A 21,858-nucleotide genomic window follows, 5' to 3' on the forward strand; every position below is an offset into this window, starting at 1 on the left:
AACCACCTCCGGCCAGGGCATACCCGGCCGGGGGTGGTTCCAAAAGTGGCCTGGCCCGATCTAGTTGATGATGAACTGCGAGCCGGGTTCGACGAAGATGTCGCCGTCGCGCGAGTTCGTGATCGTCACGTTCGTCAGGTGCGCCGAACCGCGGGCCTGCGCCATCGCGAGGATGCCGGACCCGTTGTTCGACCTGTCGATGCGCACGTTGGTGATGGCCACGTCCGGCATTCCGCTGCCGCCGCCCTTGAACTGGATCCCGTCGTAGGTGGAGTCGTTGATCTCGGTGTCGCGGATGACGACACCGGGGATCGGCAGGTTCTGCGAGAACAGCGTGATGGCGCCGAACTCCTGCGCCTCACCCCAGAACGCGCCACCCGTGCGGTACAGGGCGTTGTTCGCGAGCAGCGTCGTGCCCGAGAACGGCAGCGGGTCGTGGTCGGTCGCCAGCATGATGCCGGGGTAGTTCGCGGTGTCGGAGACGATGTTGTTCTCGGCGCGGTTGCCGTAGCCGCCGTAGATGGCGATTCCGTTGGCACGCCACGGCAACGCGATCGTGTTGTTGAGGAACGCGTTGTCGTGCCCGATGTCGGCGTTCTGGTCCTTCACGTACTTCGACGCCCACACCGCCAGCGCGTCGTCGCCCGTGGTGCGGAACGACGAGTTGAACACGGTGGAGTTGCGCGTGCCGTTGGTGAAGTTGATGCCGTCGGCGTAGGTGTCGCGGATGCGCATGCCGCTGAACTGCAGGCCGTCGCCGGGGTTCCAGCGGTCGGGCAGGTTCGTGTAGTCGCGGCCGACCCAGACACCGACGTTGGCGTGCTCGATCCACACGTTGCTGATCTTCGTGTTCTTGCCGAAGCGGCCGTTGAGGCCGACGCCGCCCTCGGCGTTGCCGTCACCGCCGCGGATCCGGCCGGAACCGAAGATCGCGATGTCGGAGATCTGGGTGTTGTCGTCGATGTCGAACCCGAAGTTGCCCTCGTGCGGGTGGTTGATCGTGCCCGCGTCCTGCGGCTGGATCAGCGAGAACAGCTGCGAGTGCCACATGCCGGCGCCGCGGATCGTGACGTCGCGGATGCCGACCTGGTTGTAGCCGCCGGAGTTGAAGACCGTCAGGATCTTCTTCTCCTGCCGGAACCTGCCCTCCGGGATCCAGACGCACCCGATCTCGCCGTTCTGGTCGGCGGTGACCGCGCGCTGGATGGCGTCTGCGTCGTCGGTCTGGTCGTTCGCCGTGGCGCCGTACTGCGTGATCGAGACGCACTCGGCGGGCTTCTGCGCGGGCGGCGCGACCTGCTCCAGGTCGATCAGGTCGATGACGTAGAACTGTGCGGTGTCACCGGAGTCGCGCTGGAGCTTGAACCTCGTGCCGGTCGGGTAGCTGTTCGCCAGCAACGTCGAGGACTCGTCGAACAGCCTGCGGGCGTCGCCGCCCGGCCGGTTGGTGAGGCACTCCGGGTCGTCGCACGTCCCGTACAGCCAGCTGTGCCGTGACGACAGGGTCAGCTTCTGCACGAACTGGTCGTTGGCGTACAGGCTGATCGTCGCCTCCTGGCCACCACCGGCGGGCGCGTCCGGGATCGAGTTGCGGACCACGATCGAGTTCGTGCCGACCGTCGAGGTGATCTCCACGAACTGGCCCTGCGCGTCGAGCCGCACCGACCTGCGGCCGCTCGACTCGCTGGCGAAGCTGGTGTGCCCGAACGTGCGCTTCGCGTCCGCCTCCAGCAGCTGGCCCTGGTAGCGGCCGTTCTCCGCTTCGTAGGTGGTGAACGGGGCCGACGCACCGCGTCCGACCACAATGGACTGAGTAGCGGTGTTGTTGTTCTCGTTGGTCTCCGCGACCTGACCGTTCGCGTCGGCTGTCGCCGTGGCCGTGGCACCGCCGTTGGTGGCGGTCCACGTGCCGACGTTGACCGTCACGGTCTGACCGGCGTTGATGGCGGCAGTGTTGGCGGTCAACGTGCTTCCGCCGACCACGACACGTGTCACGGAAGCGCCCGCTGCCGACGTGCCTCGGTTGTTGACCTGCACCGCGAACGTCACCTGCTGACCGGCCGCCGGGGACGACGGGTTCGGTGTGATGCCGGTGATCCGCAGGTCGGGTCCGGGTGCCTGGCCGACGAGCAGGGGAGAGCCGGAGGTGAAGGTGTTGTTGCCCTCGTTGGTCTCCGGTACCTGGTTGGCCGGGTCCACCACGGCCGCGGCCGCGTAGGACCCGGCACCCCGCCGCCCGGCGTCCACGCTGACGCCGGTGGTGGCTCCGGGAGCGAGCGCGCCGACCTGGGCGGTGCCTGCGACGCTGCCGCCGAGCATGAAGTTCACGGTCGTCGCGGCGGACGCCGTGGTGCCGCCGTTGCGCACGGTGGCGGTGAGCCTGATCGCGTCCGCCTCGGTCGGGCTCGCGGGCGTCCACGTCAGGTTCGTGACGGTCAGGTCGGGCGCCGGTGCGGCCGAGCCGAAGACCTGGAGCTCGGCGACCTGGCCGCCGGGCGCGCCGGTGTTCGAGTAGAAGTGCAGCCTGACGTCCGCTGCCCGGCCGCTCACCGGGATGGTGACGGTGTTGCCGGTGGCCGGGTCGAACCGGTGGTCGGCGCGGGCCTTCAGCGTCGCGAACGCCGTGGCGCTCGACTCGCGGCCCAGCACCTCGAAGTTCTGCGTGCGCGGACCCCAGATCGGGTCCGGGTTGAGCTTCACGACGACCGACGTGACGTCCGCGTTCGAGCCCAGCTTCACGGTCAGGTGGCCGGGGAAGCCGTTGGACTCCCAGTAGGTGCCCACGTTGCCGTCGACGGCGTTGGCGGCCACGAAGTCCTGCACGTGCCCGGACTCCTCGACGGGCTTGCCCGCGGCCAGGTTGTCACCGGTCGGCGGCGGGTCGACCGGGCCCGATTCGCCGTGCACCTCGAACTCGCTGAGCTGACCCGCGGGCCAGCCGGTGTTCGCGGTGATCGTGACGCGGACGTATCTGGTGCTGGTCGCCGCGAAGTCCAGCGTGACCGTGTTGTCGGAGGCCGGTGAGAACGTCTGGCCGCGCGAACCCACGAGGTCGTTGAACTGCGAGCCGTTCTGGCTGCCCTGCACGGCGAGGGTCTGCGTGCGCTGCTCCCAGTTCGCAGGCAGCCGCAGCACGACCTCGCTGACGTCCCGCACGGCGCCGAGGTCGGCCTGGATCCACTGCGGGAACACGTTGTTCGTGCTCTCCCAATAGCTGCCCTGGTTGCCGTCACCGGCGTTTCCCGCGGTGTACGGGCCGTTGTTGCTCGACGCGGTCAGGTTCGCGGACAGCCGGACGACTGCTGCTCCTGCCGTAGGTGTCAGTCCGAACAGTGCGAGAGCGCTGACGACGGCAGCACTCACCGCACGCTTCAACAGCGTGGATTTCATGGAATTGTCCTTCACGGCAGGGAGATCAGTTGATGGTGATCGTGAAAGTGGTCGTGGTGTTCCTGATGTCCTGGAAGTTGTCGCTGAACCGGATGCCGTTGATCGTCACGGCACCGACCGCGGGGCCCTGACCGGGTTCGGGCATCTCGTTGGCCCACAGGCCGAAACCGGACTTGGCGTCGAACTGGTCGCCGCTCCTGCGCGCCCCCGAGATGCTGACGTTGGACAGCACGGTGTCCTGGAAGACGTTCTCGGCCGCGCCGTTGTACTTGGTCTGGAACATGATCCCGCTGTACGTCGGGTCGATGATCTCGACGTCGTTCACGCGGATCCCGGTGTACTTCTTGGAGGCCGAGAACATCCAGATCGCGCCGAACGTCTGCGCGCCCCAGAAATGGCCACCGGACCGCACGAGCGTGAGCCCGCTGAACGTCGTCGGCTCCGGCCCGAAGTCCTCCATCGGGTAACCGAAGTCGAGCGAGCTGATCGTCACCGCGGAGTAGGTCAGCGTGTCGGCCACGTAGATGTTGCGGAACGTGTTGTTCTTGCCGCCGTACACCGCGAGACCGGCCGCACGCCAAGGGGTCTGCACCGAGAGGTTCTCGAACACGTTGTTCTGCTGACCGGTGCCACCGGAGTCGGTGGCGGCGAACAACGCGAACGCGTCGTCACCGGTCGACCGCGCGTCGACGTTCGCGACCCGGTTGCCCGCCGACCCGTTGGTCATGTTGACGCCGTCGGCGTACATGTCGCGGATGCGGCTGTCCCGGATCGTGTTGTTGTCGACGTTGTTGCCCCAGAACAGGCACATCATGTGCTCGACCCAGATGTTCTCGATGGTCGTGTTCTGCACGCCGGCGAAGTTGAACACCTTGCCCGGCCCGTCGTTGCGCGAGGTGTAGTTGCCGAACACGGCGAACCCGCTGAACGTCGAGCCGTTCGCGGACGGCTGCGCGTCGAAGCCGATGTCGGTGTTCTCCTGGTTCGCCGGGGCCTGGAACCTGGTGAACCACGGTCCGGCGCCGACCACCCTGATCGCCTTGCCGTAGACGGTGAACTTCTGCTGCGTCTGGTAGGTGCCGGCGGGCAGGTAGACGCCGATCAGGGTGCCGGTGGTGTCCATCCGGACGCGGTCGAGCGCGTTCTGCACGTCCTGGTGGGTGAACCCGGCGGGCACGGCATAGCGTGCGGTGTCGGGGTTTCCGGTCGCGGTCACCTGTTCGAAGTTCACGAAGTCGATCGCGTAGTTCGTGGTGTTGGCCGCGTCCTTCTGCAGCTTGATCTTCGTGCCGGCCGGGAACGTCGAGTTGAGCATCACGTTGGCCTCGTCGTAGACGTGCCGGGGGCCGCCCGCGCCCGGCGAGTTGCCGGGGCTGGTCTCGTTGCCGTAGAGCCACATGTACTTCGAGGTCAGGTCGATGGCCTTGTGGAACTGGCCGTTGACGTAGACGTTCAGGTTCGCCGTGATGCCGCCGCCACCGGCGCTGTCCGGGATGGAGAAGCGGGTGACGAGCGTGTTGGTCGGGGCACCGGTCGTGAACTCGACCGACGCGCCGGTGTTGTTCAGCGTGACGGCACGACGCCCGGAGGCCTCGCCCGCCAGGTCGCCGATCGTCCTGTTCGGACCGAGGACCTGCGCGCCACCGGCGGTGACGGCGTCCTCGGCCTCGACGTGCTGCCACGGGACGCTGGCTCCGCGCCCGACGAACAACGACTGCTCGCCGGTGTTGTTGCCCTGCTTGGCCGGGATCTCGTTGCCGTCGTTCGCGATGGTCGTGCGGATCGTGTATCTGCCGTCGGCGGCCTGCCAGGTGCCGAGGTTCACCGCCGCGGTCGTGGCACCGGCGTTGATCGTGCCGTTGAAGGCACCGGTCAGCGTGCGGACGGTCTGGCCGTTGCTCAGGATCGTGAGCGTGATGCCGTGCGCGCCCGCGGCACTGTTGATCGTGCCCTGGTTCTTGATCGCGACGGTGAACGTGGTGTTCTGGCCGCTGGCGGGGTTGCTCGGCGACCACGCCGGCACCGCGACCAGGTCGGAGCTCGGCACGGGGGTCACGACGATCGGATCGGGGTGCAGCCGGGAGTTGTTGGTCTCGTTCTGCTCCGCGACCTTCTTGGTCTCGTCGACCTTCGCCGTGTACTGGTACGAGCCTTCCGGCCGGGCCGCGATCGTCGTGCTCACATCGGCCTGTGCGCCCGCCGGCAAGGCACCGACCTGGGCGGTGCCGACGGCGGTGGTGCCGAGGAAGAACGTCACGTCGGTCGCGGCGCCGGCCACCGTGCCCGCGTTGCGCACCGTGGCGTTGAGCGTGATCTGGTCGGTCTCGACCGGGCTCGCCGGCGAGAACGACGTGGCGGTGACGGTGAGGTCGGGGTTCGGGGCAGGGGTGCCGAACACCTGGATCTCCGCGACCTGGCCGCCGGGCGCGCCGGTGTTGGACGTGAACCGCAGCTGGATGTCCGCGACGCGGGCGGTGAGGCCGATCGTGACGCTGTTGCCGGTCGCCGGGTCCCAGCGGTGGTCGCGGCCGGCGACGAGGCTGGTGAAGCCGGAGGCGCTCTGCTCGCGGCCGAGCACCTCGACGTTCTGCGTGCGCGCGCCCCAGACCGGGTCTGGGTTGAGCTTCACCGCGACGGAGCCGACGTCGGCGTTGGCTCCCAGTTGGACGGTCAGCGTGCCGGGGAAGCCGCCTGACTCCCAGTAGGTTCCGACGTCGCCGTCGTTGGCGTTGGCCGCGACGAAGTTCTGCACGTTGGTGTTGGCCGTGATGGGCTTGCCCTGCGCCAGGTTCTGGCCGGTCGCGCCCTCCCGCGTCACGGAGCTGCTGGCGGCCGACTGGTTGCCCGCCGCGTCCTTCGCGATCACGTAATAGGTCACCCGCAACCCGTCGGGCTGGCTGTCGGTGTAGGTCGTGCCGGTGACCGTCGTGCGGAGCGTTCCGTTGGCGTACACGTCATAACCGGTCACGCCGACGTTGTCCGTGCTGGCGTTCCACGTCAGCCGGATCTGCCCGGCCTGCGGCTGGCTGAGCGCGAGGTTGCCCGGCGCGGTCGGGGCCTGCGTGTCCCCGCTCGTGGGCCCGTAGACCTCGAACTCGCTGACCTGACCGGCGGGCCAGCCGGTGTTCGCGGTGATCCGCAGCCGCACGTACCTGGTCGTGGCCGCGGTGAAGTCGATGGTGACGGTGTTGTTCGCGGCCGGGTTGAACTCGTAGCCCTTGCTCGCCACCAGGTCCGTGAAGTTCTGGCCGTCCGTGCCGCCCTGGACGGTCAGCGTCTGGATTCGGGTGCCCCAGTTCGCGGCCGGCAGCTTGAGCACCACCCGGTCGGTCCTGACCGCGGCCCCCAGATCGGCCTGGATCCATTGCGGGAACGCGTTGTTCGCGCTCTCCCAGTACGTGCCCTGATCGCCGTCACCGGCGTTGCCCGGCGAGTAGTTCTGGTTGCTGCTGCTCGCGCTGTAGGTGGCGCGCAGCAGCGCGTCGGCGGCGGCTTCGTGGACTTCGAGCTTGGCCGTGGTCCTGGTCGCGCGGACGTGCCGGACCAGCGTCGGGTCGACCCGGAACGTCACCTTGCCGTCGTGGAAGGCGTGTGGTGCTTCCGCGACGAGCGTGGACCAGCCTCTGCCGTCGAGGCTCGTCTGCACGGCGAAGGTCTCGGTGCCCGTGCGGGCCGCGGTGAGCGTGACCTGGTCGATGCGGGTCTGCTTGTGCAGATCGAGGCTCACAGGCGCGGCTTGCGCGGCAGGGGCTACGACGAGCGTTGCCGCCGTGAGGGCTATCGCGGTCAACGGGGCTAGCAGGGAGCGTGCGCGTGTCGTCGATGACATGGCGTGCTTGGCCCTTCTCGGTGGGGACGCGAGGGGGTGTGGCGCGCCTCACCGTAGAAGTGCCCGGCAGATTACCGCAATATGTCGACGTGATTGCGCAAATTTGCGACATAGCCCTCTGAACAGGAAAGACGTATCGCTGCTCAGGTGCCTTGCAGGTGGTCAGGCGTCCGGTCATGGAGGTTCGTGCCCGAACGGACGCAGGAAATCGAGTCGAGTTCGATGAGTTCGCTTGCGCAGCCTTGCGGCGGGCTTGCAGGCCTTGCCGCAAGGCTTGCGCAAGTTCGTCAGTGAAGCAGGTACGCGTTGATGATGGTCTGCTCGACGGTCTGCCCAGGGCCGGACGCCTTCGCGCGCAACGAGACCGACTTGGCGTTCGCCGGATGGGCCAGCAGCAGTCGGTCGTGCGTGAGCGGCGTGGGCCGCCACGTCGTGCCGCCGTCGTAGGAGACCTCGACGGACGTGATGCGCACCGAACCGGTCTGCGACTGCGTCGACACCGGCACCGCCAGCATCCGGCCCGCCGCGGCGAAACCGTCGTCGTCGAGCTGCGGGGTGTAGCGGATCACGCTGAGCGGCAACGCGGTCTGCTTCGCCGTGGTGTCACTGCGGAACGTCCAGACGCCGGACACCTCGGTGCTCAACGAGGTGTCGCGGGCGGCGGCGGTCTCGACGCGGTAGTTCGCGGCGCCCGGCTCGACGTCGAGCAGGGCCCAGCCCGCCTCGGGTGTCTCCGCCACCTTCACGTCGTTGCGGTACACCGTGGTCCGTGCGGAGCTGACCGGGCCGTAGCCCTCGTTGCCCGCGTTGTCGCCGTACAGGGGGATCGTCACGCGCATCAGGTCTCCGGTGCGGAACGTGTGCGGGGTGTCGCGGGTCTCGGGCAGGGCCGGGCCGAACACCGGGCGGTTGAGCCGTTCCACATAGGACCGGCCCGGTTTGTAGTGGCGCAGTGGCGCGACGAGAGCGCCGGTGTTGCCGGTCGGGCCGAACAGGTTGAGCCGGCGCGACCAGTCGCCGCCCTCGCCGCCGTAGTACTCGGTGCGCGGGCCCGCGGCGAGGTCGTCCAGGGAGCCGTAGCCCCAGTCGGCACGGCCTTCCGGCGCCGAGGTGTGGCCGACGGTGGCGCTCTGGCCTTCCTTCAGCGGCGGCATGTCGACCCTGACGGTCGCGAGGTCCCGCTTCAGGACGGTTCTCGTCAGGCCGTTCGGCGCGTGTCCCCGCTGGTACCAGGCGAGCCCGTAGAAGTCGGTGCCCGCGGTCCAGAAGGTGGCGGTCTTGCCGGTCACCTCGGCCGAGTCCGGGCCGAGGCTCGCGACGCCGAGCTGGTCGATCGCGCCGCCGACGGAGAAGTTGCCGATGGTGTAGGCGGTTCCGTTGACCACGCGTTCGAAACCCGTCTGCAGCAACGACAATCGTGCGGGGACGGGCAGCGTCACCTGGACCGGCTTGGCCTGCCGGGCGTCGAGGACGATCGTGGTGGCGCCGGTGACCGTCAGGTCCGGGTAGTTGATGATGTCGTGGGTGCCCGCCGACAGGACGCTGCCGCTCAGGAGGTAGCGGCCCTTGGTCACGCGCGCGACACCGGTCGCGGAGTCGGGCCAGACGCGGGCGCCGGTGTCGACGTTGATCAGGAACGCGAAGGTGGAGCTCGCGGTGGCGCCCGACCGTTCGACGCCGGTGATCCTGACGTCGTAGCTCTCCTTCTCCAGGTCGACGACCACGGCCGTGCGCAGGCCGTTCGCGACGACCGCGCCGCCGATCACACCGCCGCCGGGCTGCTTGGCGATGTCCGCGGTGACCGTGGCGGTCGCGGAACCGCCCGCGGGCACGGTGAGCCTCGCGGGGGAGACGCTGAAGATCTCGCCGGTCGTCTCGGTGGTCAGGTCGAGGGTGACCGGCTCGGCGCCTGTGTTGGTGTAGGTGATCTCCTTGGACAGCGCGGGTTCGCCGGTGTGCGGCCACCGGTGGGAGCCGAAGCTGATGCTCGTCGGCGTGGACGTCACGTTCTGCCTGATCAGCTTGGCGACGTCGACGCGGCCGGAGCCCTGTTCGAACGGCGTCAGGTTCGCGGCCGGCGTGGTGCTGCCGGTGAGGCGGGCCTTGAGCTGGGCGCCGCTGAGCTCCGGGTGCTGCTGGTGCAGCAACGCCGCCGCGCCCGCGACGTGCGGGGTGGCCATGGAGGTGCCGGAGAGCGAGGTGTAGCCGTCGGCGACCGGCGGCCCGATCCTGCCGTCGGAGTGCAGCGCGGCCACGATGCCGACGCCCGGCGCGGTGAGGTCGGGCTTGAGCGTGCCCGCCTTGACCGGGCCGCGGCTGGAGAACTCGGCGAGCCGGTCCTGGCGGTCGACGGCGCCGACGGTGAGGGCCGCGTCCGCGCTGCCCGGCGAGCCGACGGTGCCCGCGTCCGGGCCGCTGTTGCCGGCGGCGACCACGAACAGCGTGCCCTTCTCGGCGCTGAGGCGGTCGACGGCCTGTTCGAGGGGGTCGATCTCGGGGGTGTCGTAGCCGCCGAGGCTGAGGTTGACGATCTGGGCGCCCTGCTCGACGGCCCACTCCATACCGGCGATGATGCTGCTGTCCTGACCGGAACCGTTGTCCCCCAGCACCTTCACGTCCAGAATGCGCGCGTCCGGCGCGACCCCGTGGTACCTGCCGCCGCTCTTCGCGCCGGTGCCCGCGATGATCGACGCCACGTGCGTGCCGTGCCCGTGGTGGTCGCCCGCGTCCGGTGAGCCGCTGAAGTTGCGTTCGCCGATCTCGCGGTCCTTCAGGTCGGGGTGGGTCTGGTCGACGCCGGTGTCGAGGACGGCGACCGTGGTGCCCTTGCCGGTGAAGCCCGCGGCGTAGGCGGTGGGGGCGTTGATCTGCCCGACGCTGCGGTCGAGGCTCACCTTGCGCTTCGCGTCGAGCCAGATCTTCCCGGCGCTCGACAGCCCTGCGAGCGGTGTCCTGGCGGCGTCGAACGCCACGCCGTTGATGCTCCGCAATCGGAGGCCGGACTGCGCGCTGACGGTGCCCTCGGGATAGGTGGCGATCACCGGCAGTGCACCGCCGTACGTGGCGAGCTCGGTGACGTCGAACAGGCGCTCGTCGAGCCGTCCGTCCGCGATCATCCGCAGGGCGTCGTCCGGCACCACGAACTCGTGGCCCTGCGCGGTGTAGGTCGTGAACACGACGTGCTCGCGGCCCGGTGCCGGCCGGACGGCGCGCTGGCTCGTGAGCACCTGGTCGCCCGTGATGAGGGTGATCGTGGCCGCGGGTGGGGGAGAGCCATGGGCCTGGACCGGGGTGAGCAGGGCACCGGCCAGTACGACTCCGAGTAAGCGCACCTGATCCTCCGCGAGTCTGTGAGAGCGTTCTCACGGACCGTAGTGAGATGATCACCATCCAGCAAGGTCTAAACCAATTCCCGGTCCAGGCGCGTCTCGGCACGTAGGTCCGGCGGCGGCGCACTACCCTGTGCGCCATGACTGGCCTGCGTGAACGCAAGAAGGCTGCTACCAGGGCGGCGCTCGGTGACGCCGCTTGGAGCCTCTGCGTCGAGCACGGCTACGACGGCGTGACCGTCGAGCAGATCGCACGCGCGGCCGGCGTGTCCCTGCGGACGTTCTTCAACTACTTCTCCTCGAAAGAGGAAGCCGTCATGGCGGGCGACAAGCAGACCGCCGAGACCTTCGTGCGCGCGTTCGCGGCCCGCCCGCCGGAGGAGCCGGTGCTGGTCGCGCTGCGCGGGGCGCTGCAGTCGATCTATCCGCAGCACATCGACCTCGAACGCCTGCGCCAGTCCCGCGAACTGCGCCGCCACCCGGCCCTGCTGCCGCACGTGTTCGCCGCCTACTCCGCCCGCGAGCAGGAGCTGACTGCGGCGATCGCGGACCGGTGCGGCCTCGACGCCGCGGTGGACCCGTATCCGGCGGTGACGGCCTCGACGATCCTGGCGACGTTGCGCGCGGTCGTGCAGTGGTGGCTGGACACGCCGGCCGCGTCCGAGCGGTACACGGCGGCGGAGCTGGTCGCGCGGATGATCGACCAGCTCGGGGCGGGGTTCACCCGGTAGCCGGGGCGCCTCGGAGGTCGGTCCGCTGGGGCGCTGGGTTCCGTGCGGCGGGTGTGGTGGTGGGCAGGGCGGTTGGCCTGCGGGGTGTCGGCGTGCGTGTGGTGGCCGGCCCGCTCGGCACCGCGTTGCGTGCGGTGTGTGTGGTGGGTGGGCAGGTCGGCTGCGTGCTGGCTTGCGCGCGGTGGGTAGGCGGTTGGCCCGCTGGGTGTCGGGTTACGGACGGCGGGTGGTCGGCCGTTGGGGCGTCGGTTGCGTGCGGCGGGTTGGTCGTTGGCCCGCTGGGTGCCGGGGGTGCGTGCGGCGGGTGTGGTGGTTGGCCTGCGGGGTGCCGGGTTGCGTGCGTATGTGGCGGTTGGCCCGCTCGGCGTCGCGTTGCGTGTGGTGGTGGGCAGGGCGGCTGGGTGCCGGTTTGGCGCGGTGGCGGTTCGCCGGCGCGTGGGGTCGGCTTGACGCCGATGTCACCAGGCGGCGCCAGACCGGCCCGACGTGTCCGGCGGCGCCGAGCCGACCGACGCGGCCGGCTCGGCGCCTCGGTCACCAGGTGACCGGCAGCGAGTGCACGCCGTAGATGGACATGTCGGTGCGCAGCGGCACCTCGTCGGCGGGCACGGCCAGTTTCAGGGTGGGCAGCCTGCGCACCAGCTCGGTGAAGCCGACCGTCATCTCCACGCGGGCCAGCTGCTGGCCCAGGCACTGGTGGATGCCGTGCCCGAACGCCACGTGGTGGCCGCGCGGGCGGTCGATGAGCAGTTCGTGCGGGTTCGGGTACTGGGTCTCGTCGCGGTTCACCGCGGGTACGGACACCACGACGGTCTCGCCCTCGCGGATGGTGACGTCGCCGATGGTGACGTCCTCCTTGGCGTGCCTGGCGACGCCCATGCTGATGATCGACAGGTAGCGCAGCAGCTCCTCGACCGCGTTCTCGGCCAGTTCCGGGTGCTCGCGCAGCAGTGCGAACTGGTCCGGGTGCTCCAGCAGGGCGAACGTGCCCAGCGCGAGCATGTTCGCGGTCGTCTCGTGGCCCGCGATGAGCAGCAGGTTCGCGATGCCGGCCAGTTCTGCGGAGTTGAGGTCGGTGTCGCGGACCAGCCCGGACAGCAGGTCGTCGCCAGGGTCGCGCTGCTTGTCGCGGACCAGGCCGAACATGAACTTGCGCAGCTCGGTGCCGACCTCGATCTGCTCCTCGATCGTCGTCTTCAGGCTCAGCAGCTTCGCCGTGCGGTGCTGGAACTCCTCGCGGTCGCCGTAGTCGACGCCCAGCAGCTCGCAGATCACCAGTGACGGCACCGGCAGTGCGAAGTCGCGCACGAGATCGGCCGGCGGGCCCATCTCGATCATGGCGTCGAGCTGGGCGGTGACGATCTCGTGCACGCGCGGCGTCAGGTCCCGCATCCGGCGCACGGTGAACTGGCCGGTCAGCAGCCTGCGGTAGCGGGTGTGCTCGGGCGCGTCCATGAAGATGAACGACCCGGCGCGCCGCTCCGGCGGGAAGAGCTTCGCGTGCAGCTCCGGTGAGATGAGCCTGCGCGCCCGCGGGCTGTTGATGCGGTCGGAGCTCATCCGCGGGTCGGACAGCACCGCCCGCGCCTGTTCGTGGCCGGTGACGAGCCAGACGACCTCGTCGTTGTGCTCGATCCGGTGGATCTGGCCCTGCCCGCTCAACTCGGTCAGCCCGGTGGCCGGGTCGAACGGGCACTTGCCTCGCTGCGTGAGCTCGGCGGGCAGCTGCGGCCGGATGAGCTCCTGCGCGTTGCGCTGCCTTTCTGCCGTGGTCATGGTGTCCCCCTCCTCGGCTGACCCGGCGTGACCGGGTCATGGCTCGGCGTCACCCACCACGCTACTCAAACTTGCGCGTCGTGCAAGATTCTTGCCGCGACTTCAGGCCGCGAACACCTGCGAGTCGTCGGCGAAGGCCTTGAACTCCAGCGCGTTTCCGGCCGGGTCCAGCAGGAACATCGTCCACTGCTCGCCGCGCTCGCCCTTGAACCGCACGTACGGCTCGATGACGAACCTCGTGCCCGCTTCGGTGAGCTTCGCGGCCAGCTCTTCGAACTCCGGCACGGTCAGCACCAGTCCGAAGTGGGGGACCGGCACGTCGTGGCCGTCGACGGGGTTGTGCACGCGCTCGGTCCTGGGCGCGAGGTGCGTGACGAACTGGTGGCCGTGCAGGTTCCAGTCGATCCAGGTGTCCGAGCTGCGGCCCTGCTCCAGGCCGAGCGTCTCGCCGTAGAAGCGGCGGGCGGCGTCGAGGTCGTCGACCGGCATGGCGAGGTGGAAGCGTGGGATGTTCGGCATGTCGGAATGTTAACATTAGGACAACCTGTCTGCTTGTGCTCTTGTTAACATTGCGACATGACGAAGATGGGCCCAGCCCGCCGTCGTGGCCTGAGCACCGAGGTGGCCGACGAGATCCGTGCGGCGATCTTCGACGGCCGCTACCCGCCGGGCGCGGCGTTGCGCGAGGTGGAGCTGTCCGAGGCGCTGGAGGTCAGCCGCGGCCCGGTGCGCGAGGCGCTGCAGAAGCTCGAACGCGAGGGCCTCGTCCGGGCCGAGTGGCATCGGGGCACCACGGTGACGGCGTTGTCGCTGCAGGACGTGGCCGAGCTCGACAGCCTGCGCGGGGCGCTGGAGGTGCTGGCCGTGCGCCGGGTGGTGGACCGGGCGTCGGACGCGGATCTCGCCGCGATCGAGCAGGCCGCCGTCGCGATGGACCGCGCGGACACGCCGCACGAGATGGTGCGGTGCGACATCGCGTTCCACGACGCCGTGTACGCCGCCGCGCACCACACGCGGCTGGCGCAGGCGTGGGAGGCCATCCGGTCGCAGGTGCACCTGTTCCTGATCACGCGGGTCAACCTGAGCAGCGACGGCTACCTGGAGCAGATCCGGCAGGAGCACCGCGACCTGGTGGCGGCACTGCGGCTGGGCAACGCCGGAAGTGCGCTGAAGCTGTTCGCGGAGCACCGCAAGCACGCGTTCGACGTGCTGACCTCCGGCGCCTGACCGTCACAGCCAGCCGTGGTCGTGCGCCAGCTGGAAGGCCGCCGCCCGGTTGGCCACCCCGAGCTTCGCGACCGCCGCGGCCAGGTGGTTGCGCACCGTCCCCGCGGACAACGACGTGCGGGAGGCGATCTCCGCGACCGGCGTGCCGAACTCGGTCAGCCGCAGCACTTCCAGCTCGCGCTGGGTGAGCGGGCACGGGGGCGCGGCGAGCGCGTCTGCGGCCAGTGCCGGGTCGACCCAGCGCGAGCCGCCGTGCACGCGGCGGATCACGTCGGCCAGCGTGCCGCCCGGCGATCCCTTGGGCAGGAAGCCCTTCGCGCCCGCGTGCAGGGCCTGCTGCAGGTGCGGCGGCCTGCCCCGGCCGGTCAGGATCACGACCGCGCACGACGGCAGCACCCGTGCGAGCTCCTCGGTCACCTCCAGGCCGTCCAGGTCCGGCATCTGCAGGTCCACCACGGCCACGTCCGGGCGGTGCGCCCGCGCGGCCTCGACGGCGGCACGGCCGTCACCTGCGCGGGCCACGACCTCCAGGTCCGGTTCGAGGTCGAGCAGGGCCGCGAGCGCGTCGCGGATCAGCTCCTCGTCGTCGGCCAGCAGCACTCTGATCACGCGGGCACCACGACCTGCACGGTGAACTCGGTGGACGACCGCTCCACCGACACCTTTCCGCCGACCGCAGCCAGCCGCTCGCCCAGGCCCCGGATCCCGTTGCCCTCGCGCGAAGGCTCGACCGCGACACCGTCGTTCGTGACCGTCATCCGCACCTCCCCGTCGTGCTCGGCGATGTCGATCATGCACCACGTCGCGTGGCTGTGCCGCAGCACGTTCGTGCAGGCCTCCCGCAAGGCGAGCGCGAGCTGCGTGGCGCCTTCGCCGTGCACCGGGATGTCCGAGACGGTGCAGCGGATGCCGGCCTCGCGCAGCACGTTCCGCACGGCCTCCAGCTGTTCGGGCAGGTCGACCGCGCGGTAACCGTGCACGGCGTCGCGCACCTCGGCGAGCGCCGAGGAGGCCAGCCGCTGGGCCTCGAACGCCTCGGCGGCCGACCGCTCCGGGTCCGACGGCGCCAGCCGCCCGGCCAGTTCGGCCTTCAGCGCGATCACGGTCAGCCGGTGCCCGAGCAGGTCGTGGACGTCACGGGCGAACCGCAGCCGTTCCTCGCTCACCGCCAGCTCCGCCTGGGCCTCGCGACCCGCCCGCGCCTGCGCCAGCAGCCCGGCGAACCACGTCGGCAGGCCCGCCATCGCGATGATCGTCGCGCCGACCGCGGCCGCGATCATCTGGTAGGTCGTGTGGTCACGGCTCACGAAGAACCCGACCAGCCCCGACAGCACGACCGCGCCGAGCGCCGCCATCCACCGCCACACGCCGGACAGCAGCAGCGGGGCGAACCCGGCGGCACCGCCACCGATCCACGCCCACGTCGACAGCTCGTCCGGGCCGACCGGCGCCACCAGCGGGATCGACACCAGCGTGGCGACCACGAGGGCCCGCAGCCTGCCTTCCCGCACCGCCACCGCGTACGCCAGGGCCATGATCAGCACGCCCAGCACCCCGAGCCAGCGGGAGGCGGACGGCTCGCGCAGCACCGAGACCAGCGGCACGGCGAGCGTGGCCGCCCACAGCACGTGCAGGGTCCAGCGCAGCGCGGTGTGCGGAAGATCGTTCATCGCCATCAGCCTAGAACCACTTCAGCAGGATCGTGACGGCGATGACCAGGTCGAACACGCCGCAGAACTCCGAGAACCAGCGCGGCACCACGGCGTCGCGCAGGTGGTGCACGAGATCCCAGGCGGCGTGCGCGCCCCAGCCGAGAGCGATGAGCAGCACGCCGGCCCGTGGCGCGTGCGGCGTCGCGATGATCACCAGGGCGGCCAGAGCGGTGTAGGCGCTGAGCATCGCGATTTGTACGCGTGGCGCCCGCCAGCCCCACAAGAGATACGCCACTTGGCACAGCAGCAGCGTCCACACGGGAGGCACGAGCGGTGTCTCCCAGAAGTCGAACGACACCGCCAGTGCGAGGGCCATCGGCCAACGGTCGACCACGGCGCGCACCGGCGATGTCGTGTTGTCAGCTGTCTTCGAGGTCATGCCTCAAGAGTCGAAGCGACCCGCCGCAGAACCCATCCGTGCGGTGTCACGACTTTCCCGTGCGAAACGCACAGGCGAGCTATGCGTCGATCTCCGCCCACACGGTCTTGCCACCCACCATCTCGCGTGTGCCCCAGCAACGTGAGAGCTGGGCCACCAACAACAATCCACGGCCTCGCGAGTCCCCGAGCCGTGACTCACCCACGTGCGGAAGCTCAGCCGGCGTGTGGTCGTCGACCTCGACTCGTACGTAGTCAAGGTGCCGTTGCACTCGTACGGTCCGCGGTCCTTCCGCGTGTTCGTAGGCGTTGCTTGCCAGTTCGGTGCACACGAGCATGACGTCGAGCCGGATGTCCTCGGAGAGGTCTCCCAACAGAGTGCCGACCCACGCGCGCATGGCGACGAGATCGGGCTGATCTTCCGGCAGGGTGTACAGGGTCCTCGCGGAGGCGCTCAGCACCTCGGGAGCGTCCATCCAGATCCCCACCTCGTTCGCTGCTGAGGCCCTCCTGGCTGCTCAAGATGGCCGTCAGGTCGCGAAATACCACCCTGCGTGCTACCTCAAACGTGTGGACGGGTACGGCTTCAACCTCGCGCTGGTCGTGGTTCTGGTGTTGGTCAACGCGGCGTTCGCGGGCAGCGAGATGGCGTTGGTGTCGTTGCGCGAAGGCCAGCTGCGGTCGCTGGAACGGGAAGGACGGCACACGCTCGTCCGGCTCGCACGTGATCCGAACAGGTACTTCGCGACCATCCAGATCGGCATCACGCTGTCCGGGTTCCTGGCCTCGGCCACCGCGGCCGTGTCGCTCGCGCAACCGCTCGTGCCGTTGCTGGGGTTCCTCGACGGCGCCGCGAACGGGGTGGCGATCGCGCTCGTGACGATCGTCCTCACGTTTTTCACGCTCGTGTTCGGGGAACTGGCGCCCAAGCGGCTGGCGATGCAGTACGCCCTGCGCTGGGCGAAGATCATCGCGGGACCGCTGGATCTCCTGTCGGCGGTGTCCAGGCCGGTGGTGTGGTTGCTCAGCAAGGCGACCGACCTGGTCGTGCGGATCTTCGGCGGCGACCCGGACCTCGACGAGGAGCAGATGTCGCCGGAGGAGCTGCGTGATCTCGTTGAGGTGCAACAGCATCTGAACCCCGAGCAGCGCACGATCATGACCGGCGCGCTGGAGATCCACGAACGGCGGCTGCGCGAGGTGCTGGTGCCGCGGCGGCTCGTCACCGTGCTGGAGGCAGGTTTGACGACCCCCGAAGCGCGGGAAGTCCTGGCGAGGTCCGGACATTCACGGGCGCCGGTGACCAAGGACGGTCACCTGGACGACGTGATCGGCATGGTGCACCTGCGCGACCTGCTCGACGACACCGTGCCGCTGACCGAGGTGACGCGGGTGCCGATGCACCTGCCGGACTCGGTGCGCGTGACGGACGCGTTGCGGCGCATGAGGGCCGAGCACGAGCAGATGGCGCTGGTGGTGGACGAGCACGGCGCCGTCGACGGCATCGTGACGTTGGAAGACCTGCTCGAGGAGGTCGTCGGTGAGATCTACGACGAGACCGACTCGGACGTGGTGGCCGTGCGGCCGGACGCGGACGGGTCGATGCAACTGCCCGGCACGTTTCCCGTGCACGACCTGGCGGACGTCGGCGTCGAGCTGACCGGGCCGCCCGGTTCGTACGCCACGATCGCCGGTCTGGTGCTGGTGCTGCTCGGACGCATCCCGGAGGAACCGGGTGACGTCGTCGAGGTGTCCGGCTGGAAGATCGAGGTCCTGGCCGTCGAGCACCACGCGATCACGCGGGTGAGGCTGAGGTCACAGGCCGAACCGCGGAATGAAGTGGACATCTGAACCGTTACACCACGTGCAGCGGTGTTCATGGCCGCTGCTCCGCAGACGGCGGCGAGTTCGCCTGGTAGCCGGTCATCCGGCGCGAACTCGCGTCTCGCTGTCACTCCTGCCAACGGAAACGGGGGATTTGTCATGCCTGCAGATCTGAAGAACCGCGCGTCCGGGCAGCAGGACGGGGACTCGGTCGGCCAGTACCTGCGCGAGGTCGGCCGGACGCCGCTGCTGACCGCGTCCGAAGAGGTCGACCTGGCCAAGCGCATCGAGGCCGGCGTCTACGCCGCGCACCTGCTGGAGTCCGGCGACACCACGCGTGACGCCCGCCTGCTCCGTCGCATCGTCGCGCAGGGCGAGCGGGCCAAGGACCACATGATCCGCGCGAACCTGCGCCTGGTCGTGTCGGTCGCGAAGAAGCACTCGTTCCGCGGGCTGCCGTTCGGGGACGTGGTCCAGGAGGGCAACCTCGGCCTGATCCGCGCGGTCGAGAAGTTCGACTACGCCAAGGGGTACAAGTTCTCCACCTACGCGATGTGGTGGATCCGCCAGGCCATCGAACGCGGTCTGGCCGACCAGACGCGCACCGTCCGCCTGCCGGTGCACGTCGTCGAGGAGGTCAACAAGCTCAAGCGCGTCGGGCAGAAGCTGTCCGCGGCGCTGGGCCGCGACGCCACGGTCGAGGAGATCGCCGCCGAGGCCAAGACCTCGGCCACGCGCGTGCAGGACCTGCTCGACGCGTCCCGCACCTGCGTGTCGCTGGAGACGCCGATCGGGGACGACGGCGGTTCCGTGCTGGGCGACCTGATCCAGGACACCGACGGCGTGTCCGCGCCGGAACTGGTGGAGCGCCGGCAGTTCGAGGAGGGCGTCCGGTCCCTGCTGGACGTTCTGCCCGAACGGCAGGGCCGGATCATGCGCCTGCGGTACGGCCTGGAGGACGGCCGTGAGCGCACGCTGCAGGAGGTCGCCGAGGAGCTCGGGCTGACCCGCGAGCGGATCCGCCAGCTGGAGAAGCAGTCGATCGCACAGCTCAAGCAGTCCGGCCGGCCGGGAGAGCTGTTCGCGCTCGCCGGCTAGTGATCGCCGCGGCGATCACCAACGCGCCGAACGTCACGAGCTGCGCCCCGATGAACGCGTCGGGGCGCAGCGTCACGAACAGCCGCACGAACGCGTCGTGGCCCGCGTGGAACCCGACGCCGAGCCACAACGACCCGCTGACCGCGCGGCAGCACGCCAGCATCAGCCCGAACCCGACCGCCATCACCGCGTAGACCAGGCGTTGGGCGAGAGTGGTCGCGCCGCTGTGGGACACGACGTGGATCGAGCCGAAGATCAGCGAGCTCACCACGATCGTGCCGCGTGGCGACAGCCTGTCGCGCAGGTTGGCGAAGATGTAGCCGCGGAACACCAGCTCCTCGGGGAAGCCCTGCACCAGCAGCGTGCTCGCGGCGACCGAGACGACCACGACCGGCCAGGCCGGCGTGCCGGTGTCCGCGCCCCAGTCCGCGAAGCCCAGCCACACGCTCACCGCGCCTCCCAGCAGGGACACCGCGGCCGCGATCACGATGCCCAGCAGCAACAACGGCAGGGTGGTGCGGTCGACGCGCACCAGGTCCTGCGGTTTGCGGTCCACGTACCGGCGCAGCAGGTGTACCAGGCCGAACACGCTCGCCGACACCGCCACGCCGCCGATGAGCATCGGCAGCGGCAGGGGCAGCGACGCCGTCGTGAGCTGAACCGCTACGCCGACGATCAGGATCGTGGCGATGAAACCCAGTAGTGCCAATACGATTCGCATGCCTGGAGATTCTGCGAACCGCGTGCTTCGAGGACATCGAGCCGCGGACAGGCAGCCCACCATGACCGAAGTCATGGGTGCGGCACCTCTTGAGTCTGATGTGCGGCCACCGGGATCTGGCTAGCGTCAGGCCGTGCGCCCACCGTTGTTCACCGTGCTGTTCTGGGTCGTGGCACCGGCCGTGCTCGCGGTGCACCTGCTCGGCGCGCCCACCTACCCGGCGTGGCTCGGTGTCGTGCCGCTCATCGTCCTGTTGGCGGCGCTCGTCGCGTTGTGGTTCATGTTGCCGTGGGATGTCACCGCGACACGCAGATCCGTGAGCGTCGCGTTCGTGATCGTGTGTGTGGTGCTGGCCGCTGTGGACGGAAGCGGGCTTGTCGCGCCGTTGCTGCTGATCGGGCTCGGCAACGTGACACAGGTCTTCGGCACGCGGTGGGCGATGGGCACGCTCGCGGCCATAGTCGCGTTGATCCTCGTGGGTGGGATGGTGCTCTACGGCCAGGACTGGGTCAACGCGCTGCGTGAGGCCTCGGTCGTCGGTGTGCTGTGCGCGTTCGGCATCAGCGTGGCGGCGGCCGTGCGCAGGGCCGTGCTGCTGGCCGAGGAGATCCGGCGGCTGGCCGTTGCCGAGGAACGCGCGCGCATGGCCCGGGAGATGCACGACTCGCTGGGGCACTACCTGACCGTCGTCAAGATCGGGCTGGAGAACGCGGAACGGCTGCGGGAGCGGGCCGAGGAGAAGGCCTGGGACGAGGTGCGGCAGGCCAAACTGCTGACGATGGAGGCGTTGACGGAGACACGGCGGTCCGTGCGCGCGTTGCGGCCCCTCGCGTTGGAGGGGCGGCGGGGGAGCGCGGCCTTGAGCGAGCTCGCCCGCACGTTCGACGGACTGAAGGTCGACCTGGTGGTGACCGGGCCGGAACGCGAGCTCGGCCCGGACGCCGAGATCGTGCTGTACCGGGCGTTCCAGGAAGGGCTGACGAACGTGCTACGCCACGCCGGGGCCACCGCCGTGACCGCCGAGCTGAGCTTCGAAGGCCGCACGACCGTGCTGGTGATCAGCGACGACGGCGGTGGCGCAGAGTCGTTGCGGGAGGGCTTCGGGCTGGTGGCACTGGGCGAACGCGTGGCGGCGCTGGGAGGCGCGGTGAGAGCCGGGAACCGGGCGGGTGGCGGGTTCGAGCTGAGAGTCGAGCTGCCGGCGTGATCAGGGTGATGCTGGTCGACGACCAGGCGCTGATGCGGCGCGGGCTGCGGACGTTGCTCGACATCGAGGACGGGATCGAGGTCGTCGCCGAGGCCGCGCACGGCGAGGAGGCGTTGGCGCGCATCGGTTCGTGCCCGGACGTCGCTCTCGTCGACGCGCGTATGCCCGTGATGGACGGCGTGGCGCTGATCGGCGCGCTCACCGAAGGTCATCCGGCCGTGGCGTGCATCGTGCTGACGACGTTCGAGGAGGACGAGTACGTCTTCGGCGCGCTCAAGGCCGGTGCTCGCGGCTACCTGCTCAAGGACACCTCGCCCGAGGACCTGGTCGCGGCGATCCACAAGGTCGCGGCCGGGCAGACGGTCCTCGGCGGTCCGGTGGCGGCGCGGCTGGTCGCCGAGGTCGTCGGGCCCAGAGCGGCGTTTCCCGGCCAGGAGCTGTTGTCCGCGCGGGAGTCGGACGTGGCCGCGCTGGTCGGCACCGGGGCGAGCAACCGGGAGATCGCCGCGCGGCTGTACATCACCGAGGGCACGGTGAAGAACCACGTGTCGAGCGCGTTGCGCAAGCTCGGCCTGCGGGACCGCACGCAGCTCGCCCTGGTGGTCCGGGGCGGGCGGTCCTGATCTCGGTGGCACG

General features: G+C 69.7%; 16 protein-coding genes. 6 read left to right on the forward strand and 10 right to left on the reverse strand.

Annotation, left to right across the window (positions count from 1 at the left end):
- Nucleotides 1–60: 60 nt before the first annotated feature.
- The 3 genes from ACWEIJ_RS13925 to ACWEIJ_RS13935 all read right to left on the reverse strand — a co-directional run bounded on the left by ACWEIJ_RS13925 (nucleotide 61) and on the right by ACWEIJ_RS13935 (nucleotide 10,551).
- Nucleotides 61–3,390: a CARDB domain-containing protein gene (locus ACWEIJ_RS13925; RefSeq protein ID WP_449837519.1), complete on the reverse strand. Its 3,330-nt coding sequence runs from the start codon at nucleotides 3,388–3,390 to the stop codon at nucleotides 61–63.
- A 25-nt stretch (nucleotides 3,391–3,415) separates the two neighbouring features.
- Complete coding sequence (locus tag ACWEIJ_RS13930) at nucleotides 3,416–7,117, reverse strand: discoidin domain-containing protein (protein WP_449837520.1); 3,702 nt, start codon at nucleotides 7,115–7,117, stop codon at nucleotides 3,416–3,418.
- 389 nt (nucleotides 7,118–7,506) lie between these two features.
- A complete protein-coding gene (locus ACWEIJ_RS13935; protein WP_449837521.1) occupies nucleotides 7,507–10,551 on the reverse strand; it encodes a S8 family peptidase in 3,045 nt (1,014 codons plus the stop codon).
- Between the two features lie 137 nt (nucleotides 10,552–10,688).
- Between ACWEIJ_RS13935 and ACWEIJ_RS13940 the strand changes: the two genes are divergently transcribed.
- Nucleotides 10,689–11,279 (forward strand): TetR/AcrR family transcriptional regulator, encoded by a 591-nt coding sequence (locus tag ACWEIJ_RS13940; protein WP_449837522.1) that lies wholly within the window; start codon nucleotides 10,689–10,691, stop codon nucleotides 11,277–11,279.
- Between the two features lie 534 nt (nucleotides 11,280–11,813).
- Here the strand turns inward: ACWEIJ_RS13940 and ACWEIJ_RS13945 are convergent.
- On the reverse strand, nucleotides 11,814–13,055 hold the full coding sequence (locus ACWEIJ_RS13945; RefSeq protein ID WP_449837523.1) for a cytochrome P450: 1,242 nt from the start codon (nucleotides 13,053–13,055) through the stop codon (nucleotides 11,814–11,816).
- Between the two features lie 102 nt (nucleotides 13,056–13,157).
- Nucleotides 13,158–13,574, reverse strand: a complete 417-nt coding sequence (locus tag ACWEIJ_RS13950) for a VOC family protein (RefSeq protein WP_449837524.1) — start codon at nucleotides 13,572–13,574, stop codon at nucleotides 13,158–13,160.
- Nucleotides 13,575–13,631: 57 nt separating this feature from the next.
- On the opposite strand from ACWEIJ_RS13950, the gene ACWEIJ_RS13955 reads away from it, so the two are divergent.
- A complete protein-coding gene (locus tag ACWEIJ_RS13955) occupies nucleotides 13,632–14,282 on the forward strand; it encodes a GntR family transcriptional regulator (protein ID WP_449837525.1) in 651 nt (216 codons plus the stop codon).
- Between the two features lie 3 nt (nucleotides 14,283–14,285).
- Here ACWEIJ_RS13955 and ACWEIJ_RS13960 read toward each other — a convergent pair whose 3' ends face one another.
- The 4 genes from ACWEIJ_RS13960 to ACWEIJ_RS13975 form a co-directional block, all read right to left on the reverse strand.
- On the reverse strand, nucleotides 14,286–14,891 hold the full coding sequence (locus ACWEIJ_RS13960) for a response regulator transcription factor (RefSeq protein ID WP_449837526.1): 606 nt from the start codon (nucleotides 14,889–14,891) through the stop codon (nucleotides 14,286–14,288).
- On the reverse strand, nucleotides 14,888–15,952 hold the full coding sequence (locus ACWEIJ_RS13965; protein ID WP_449837527.1) for a sensor histidine kinase: 1,065 nt from the start codon (nucleotides 15,950–15,952) through the stop codon (nucleotides 14,888–14,890). The genes ACWEIJ_RS13960 and ACWEIJ_RS13965 overlap by 4 nt, the downstream gene beginning before the upstream one ends.
- A 10-nt stretch (nucleotides 15,953–15,962) precedes the next feature.
- Nucleotides 15,963–16,373 (reverse strand): hypothetical protein, encoded by a 411-nt coding sequence (locus ACWEIJ_RS13970; protein WP_449837528.1) that lies wholly within the window; start codon nucleotides 16,371–16,373, stop codon nucleotides 15,963–15,965.
- 79 nt (nucleotides 16,374–16,452) lie between these two features.
- The gene (locus tag ACWEIJ_RS13975) at nucleotides 16,453–16,848 is read right to left on the reverse strand and encodes an ATP-binding protein (protein WP_449837529.1); all 396 of its coding nucleotides are present in this window, start codon (nucleotides 16,846–16,848) and stop codon (nucleotides 16,453–16,455) included.
- A gap of 94 nt (nucleotides 16,849–16,942) precedes the next feature.
- On the opposite strand from ACWEIJ_RS13975, the gene ACWEIJ_RS13980 reads away from it, so the two are divergent.
- Together ACWEIJ_RS13980 and ACWEIJ_RS13985 are read left to right on the forward strand one after the other, a co-directional pair.
- Entirely contained in the window at nucleotides 16,943–18,223 is a 1,281-nt protein-coding gene (locus ACWEIJ_RS13980; protein ID WP_449837530.1) for a hemolysin family protein, read from the forward strand.
- A gap of 132 nt (nucleotides 18,224–18,355) precedes the next feature.
- Nucleotides 18,356–19,294 carry a sigma-70 family RNA polymerase sigma factor gene (locus tag ACWEIJ_RS13985; RefSeq protein ID WP_449837531.1) on the forward strand — a complete coding sequence of 313 codons (939 nt, stop codon included), beginning with the start codon at nucleotides 18,356–18,358 and terminating at the stop codon, nucleotides 19,292–19,294.
- Here the strand turns inward: ACWEIJ_RS13985 and ACWEIJ_RS13990 are convergent.
- Entirely contained in the window at nucleotides 19,248–20,015 is a 768-nt protein-coding gene (locus ACWEIJ_RS13990; protein WP_449837532.1) for a CPBP family intramembrane glutamic endopeptidase, read from the reverse strand. The two genes, ACWEIJ_RS13985 and ACWEIJ_RS13990, sit on opposite strands and share 47 nt — an antisense overlap.
- A 133-nt stretch (nucleotides 20,016–20,148) precedes the next feature.
- Between ACWEIJ_RS13990 and ACWEIJ_RS13995 the strand changes: the two genes are divergently transcribed.
- Together ACWEIJ_RS13995 and ACWEIJ_RS14000 are read left to right on the forward strand one after the other, a co-directional pair.
- Nucleotides 20,149–21,222: a sensor histidine kinase gene (locus tag ACWEIJ_RS13995; protein WP_449837533.1), complete on the forward strand. Its 1,074-nt coding sequence runs from the start codon at nucleotides 20,149–20,151 to the stop codon at nucleotides 21,220–21,222.
- The gene (locus tag ACWEIJ_RS14000) at nucleotides 21,219–21,845 is read left to right on the forward strand and encodes a response regulator (RefSeq protein WP_449837534.1); all 627 of its coding nucleotides are present in this window, start codon (nucleotides 21,219–21,221) and stop codon (nucleotides 21,843–21,845) included. The genes ACWEIJ_RS13995 and ACWEIJ_RS14000 overlap by 4 nt, the downstream gene beginning before the upstream one ends.
- The last annotated feature ends 13 nt before the right edge of the window (nucleotides 21,846–21,858 follow it).

This window comes from Lentzea sp. NPDC004789 (assembly GCF_053601075.1).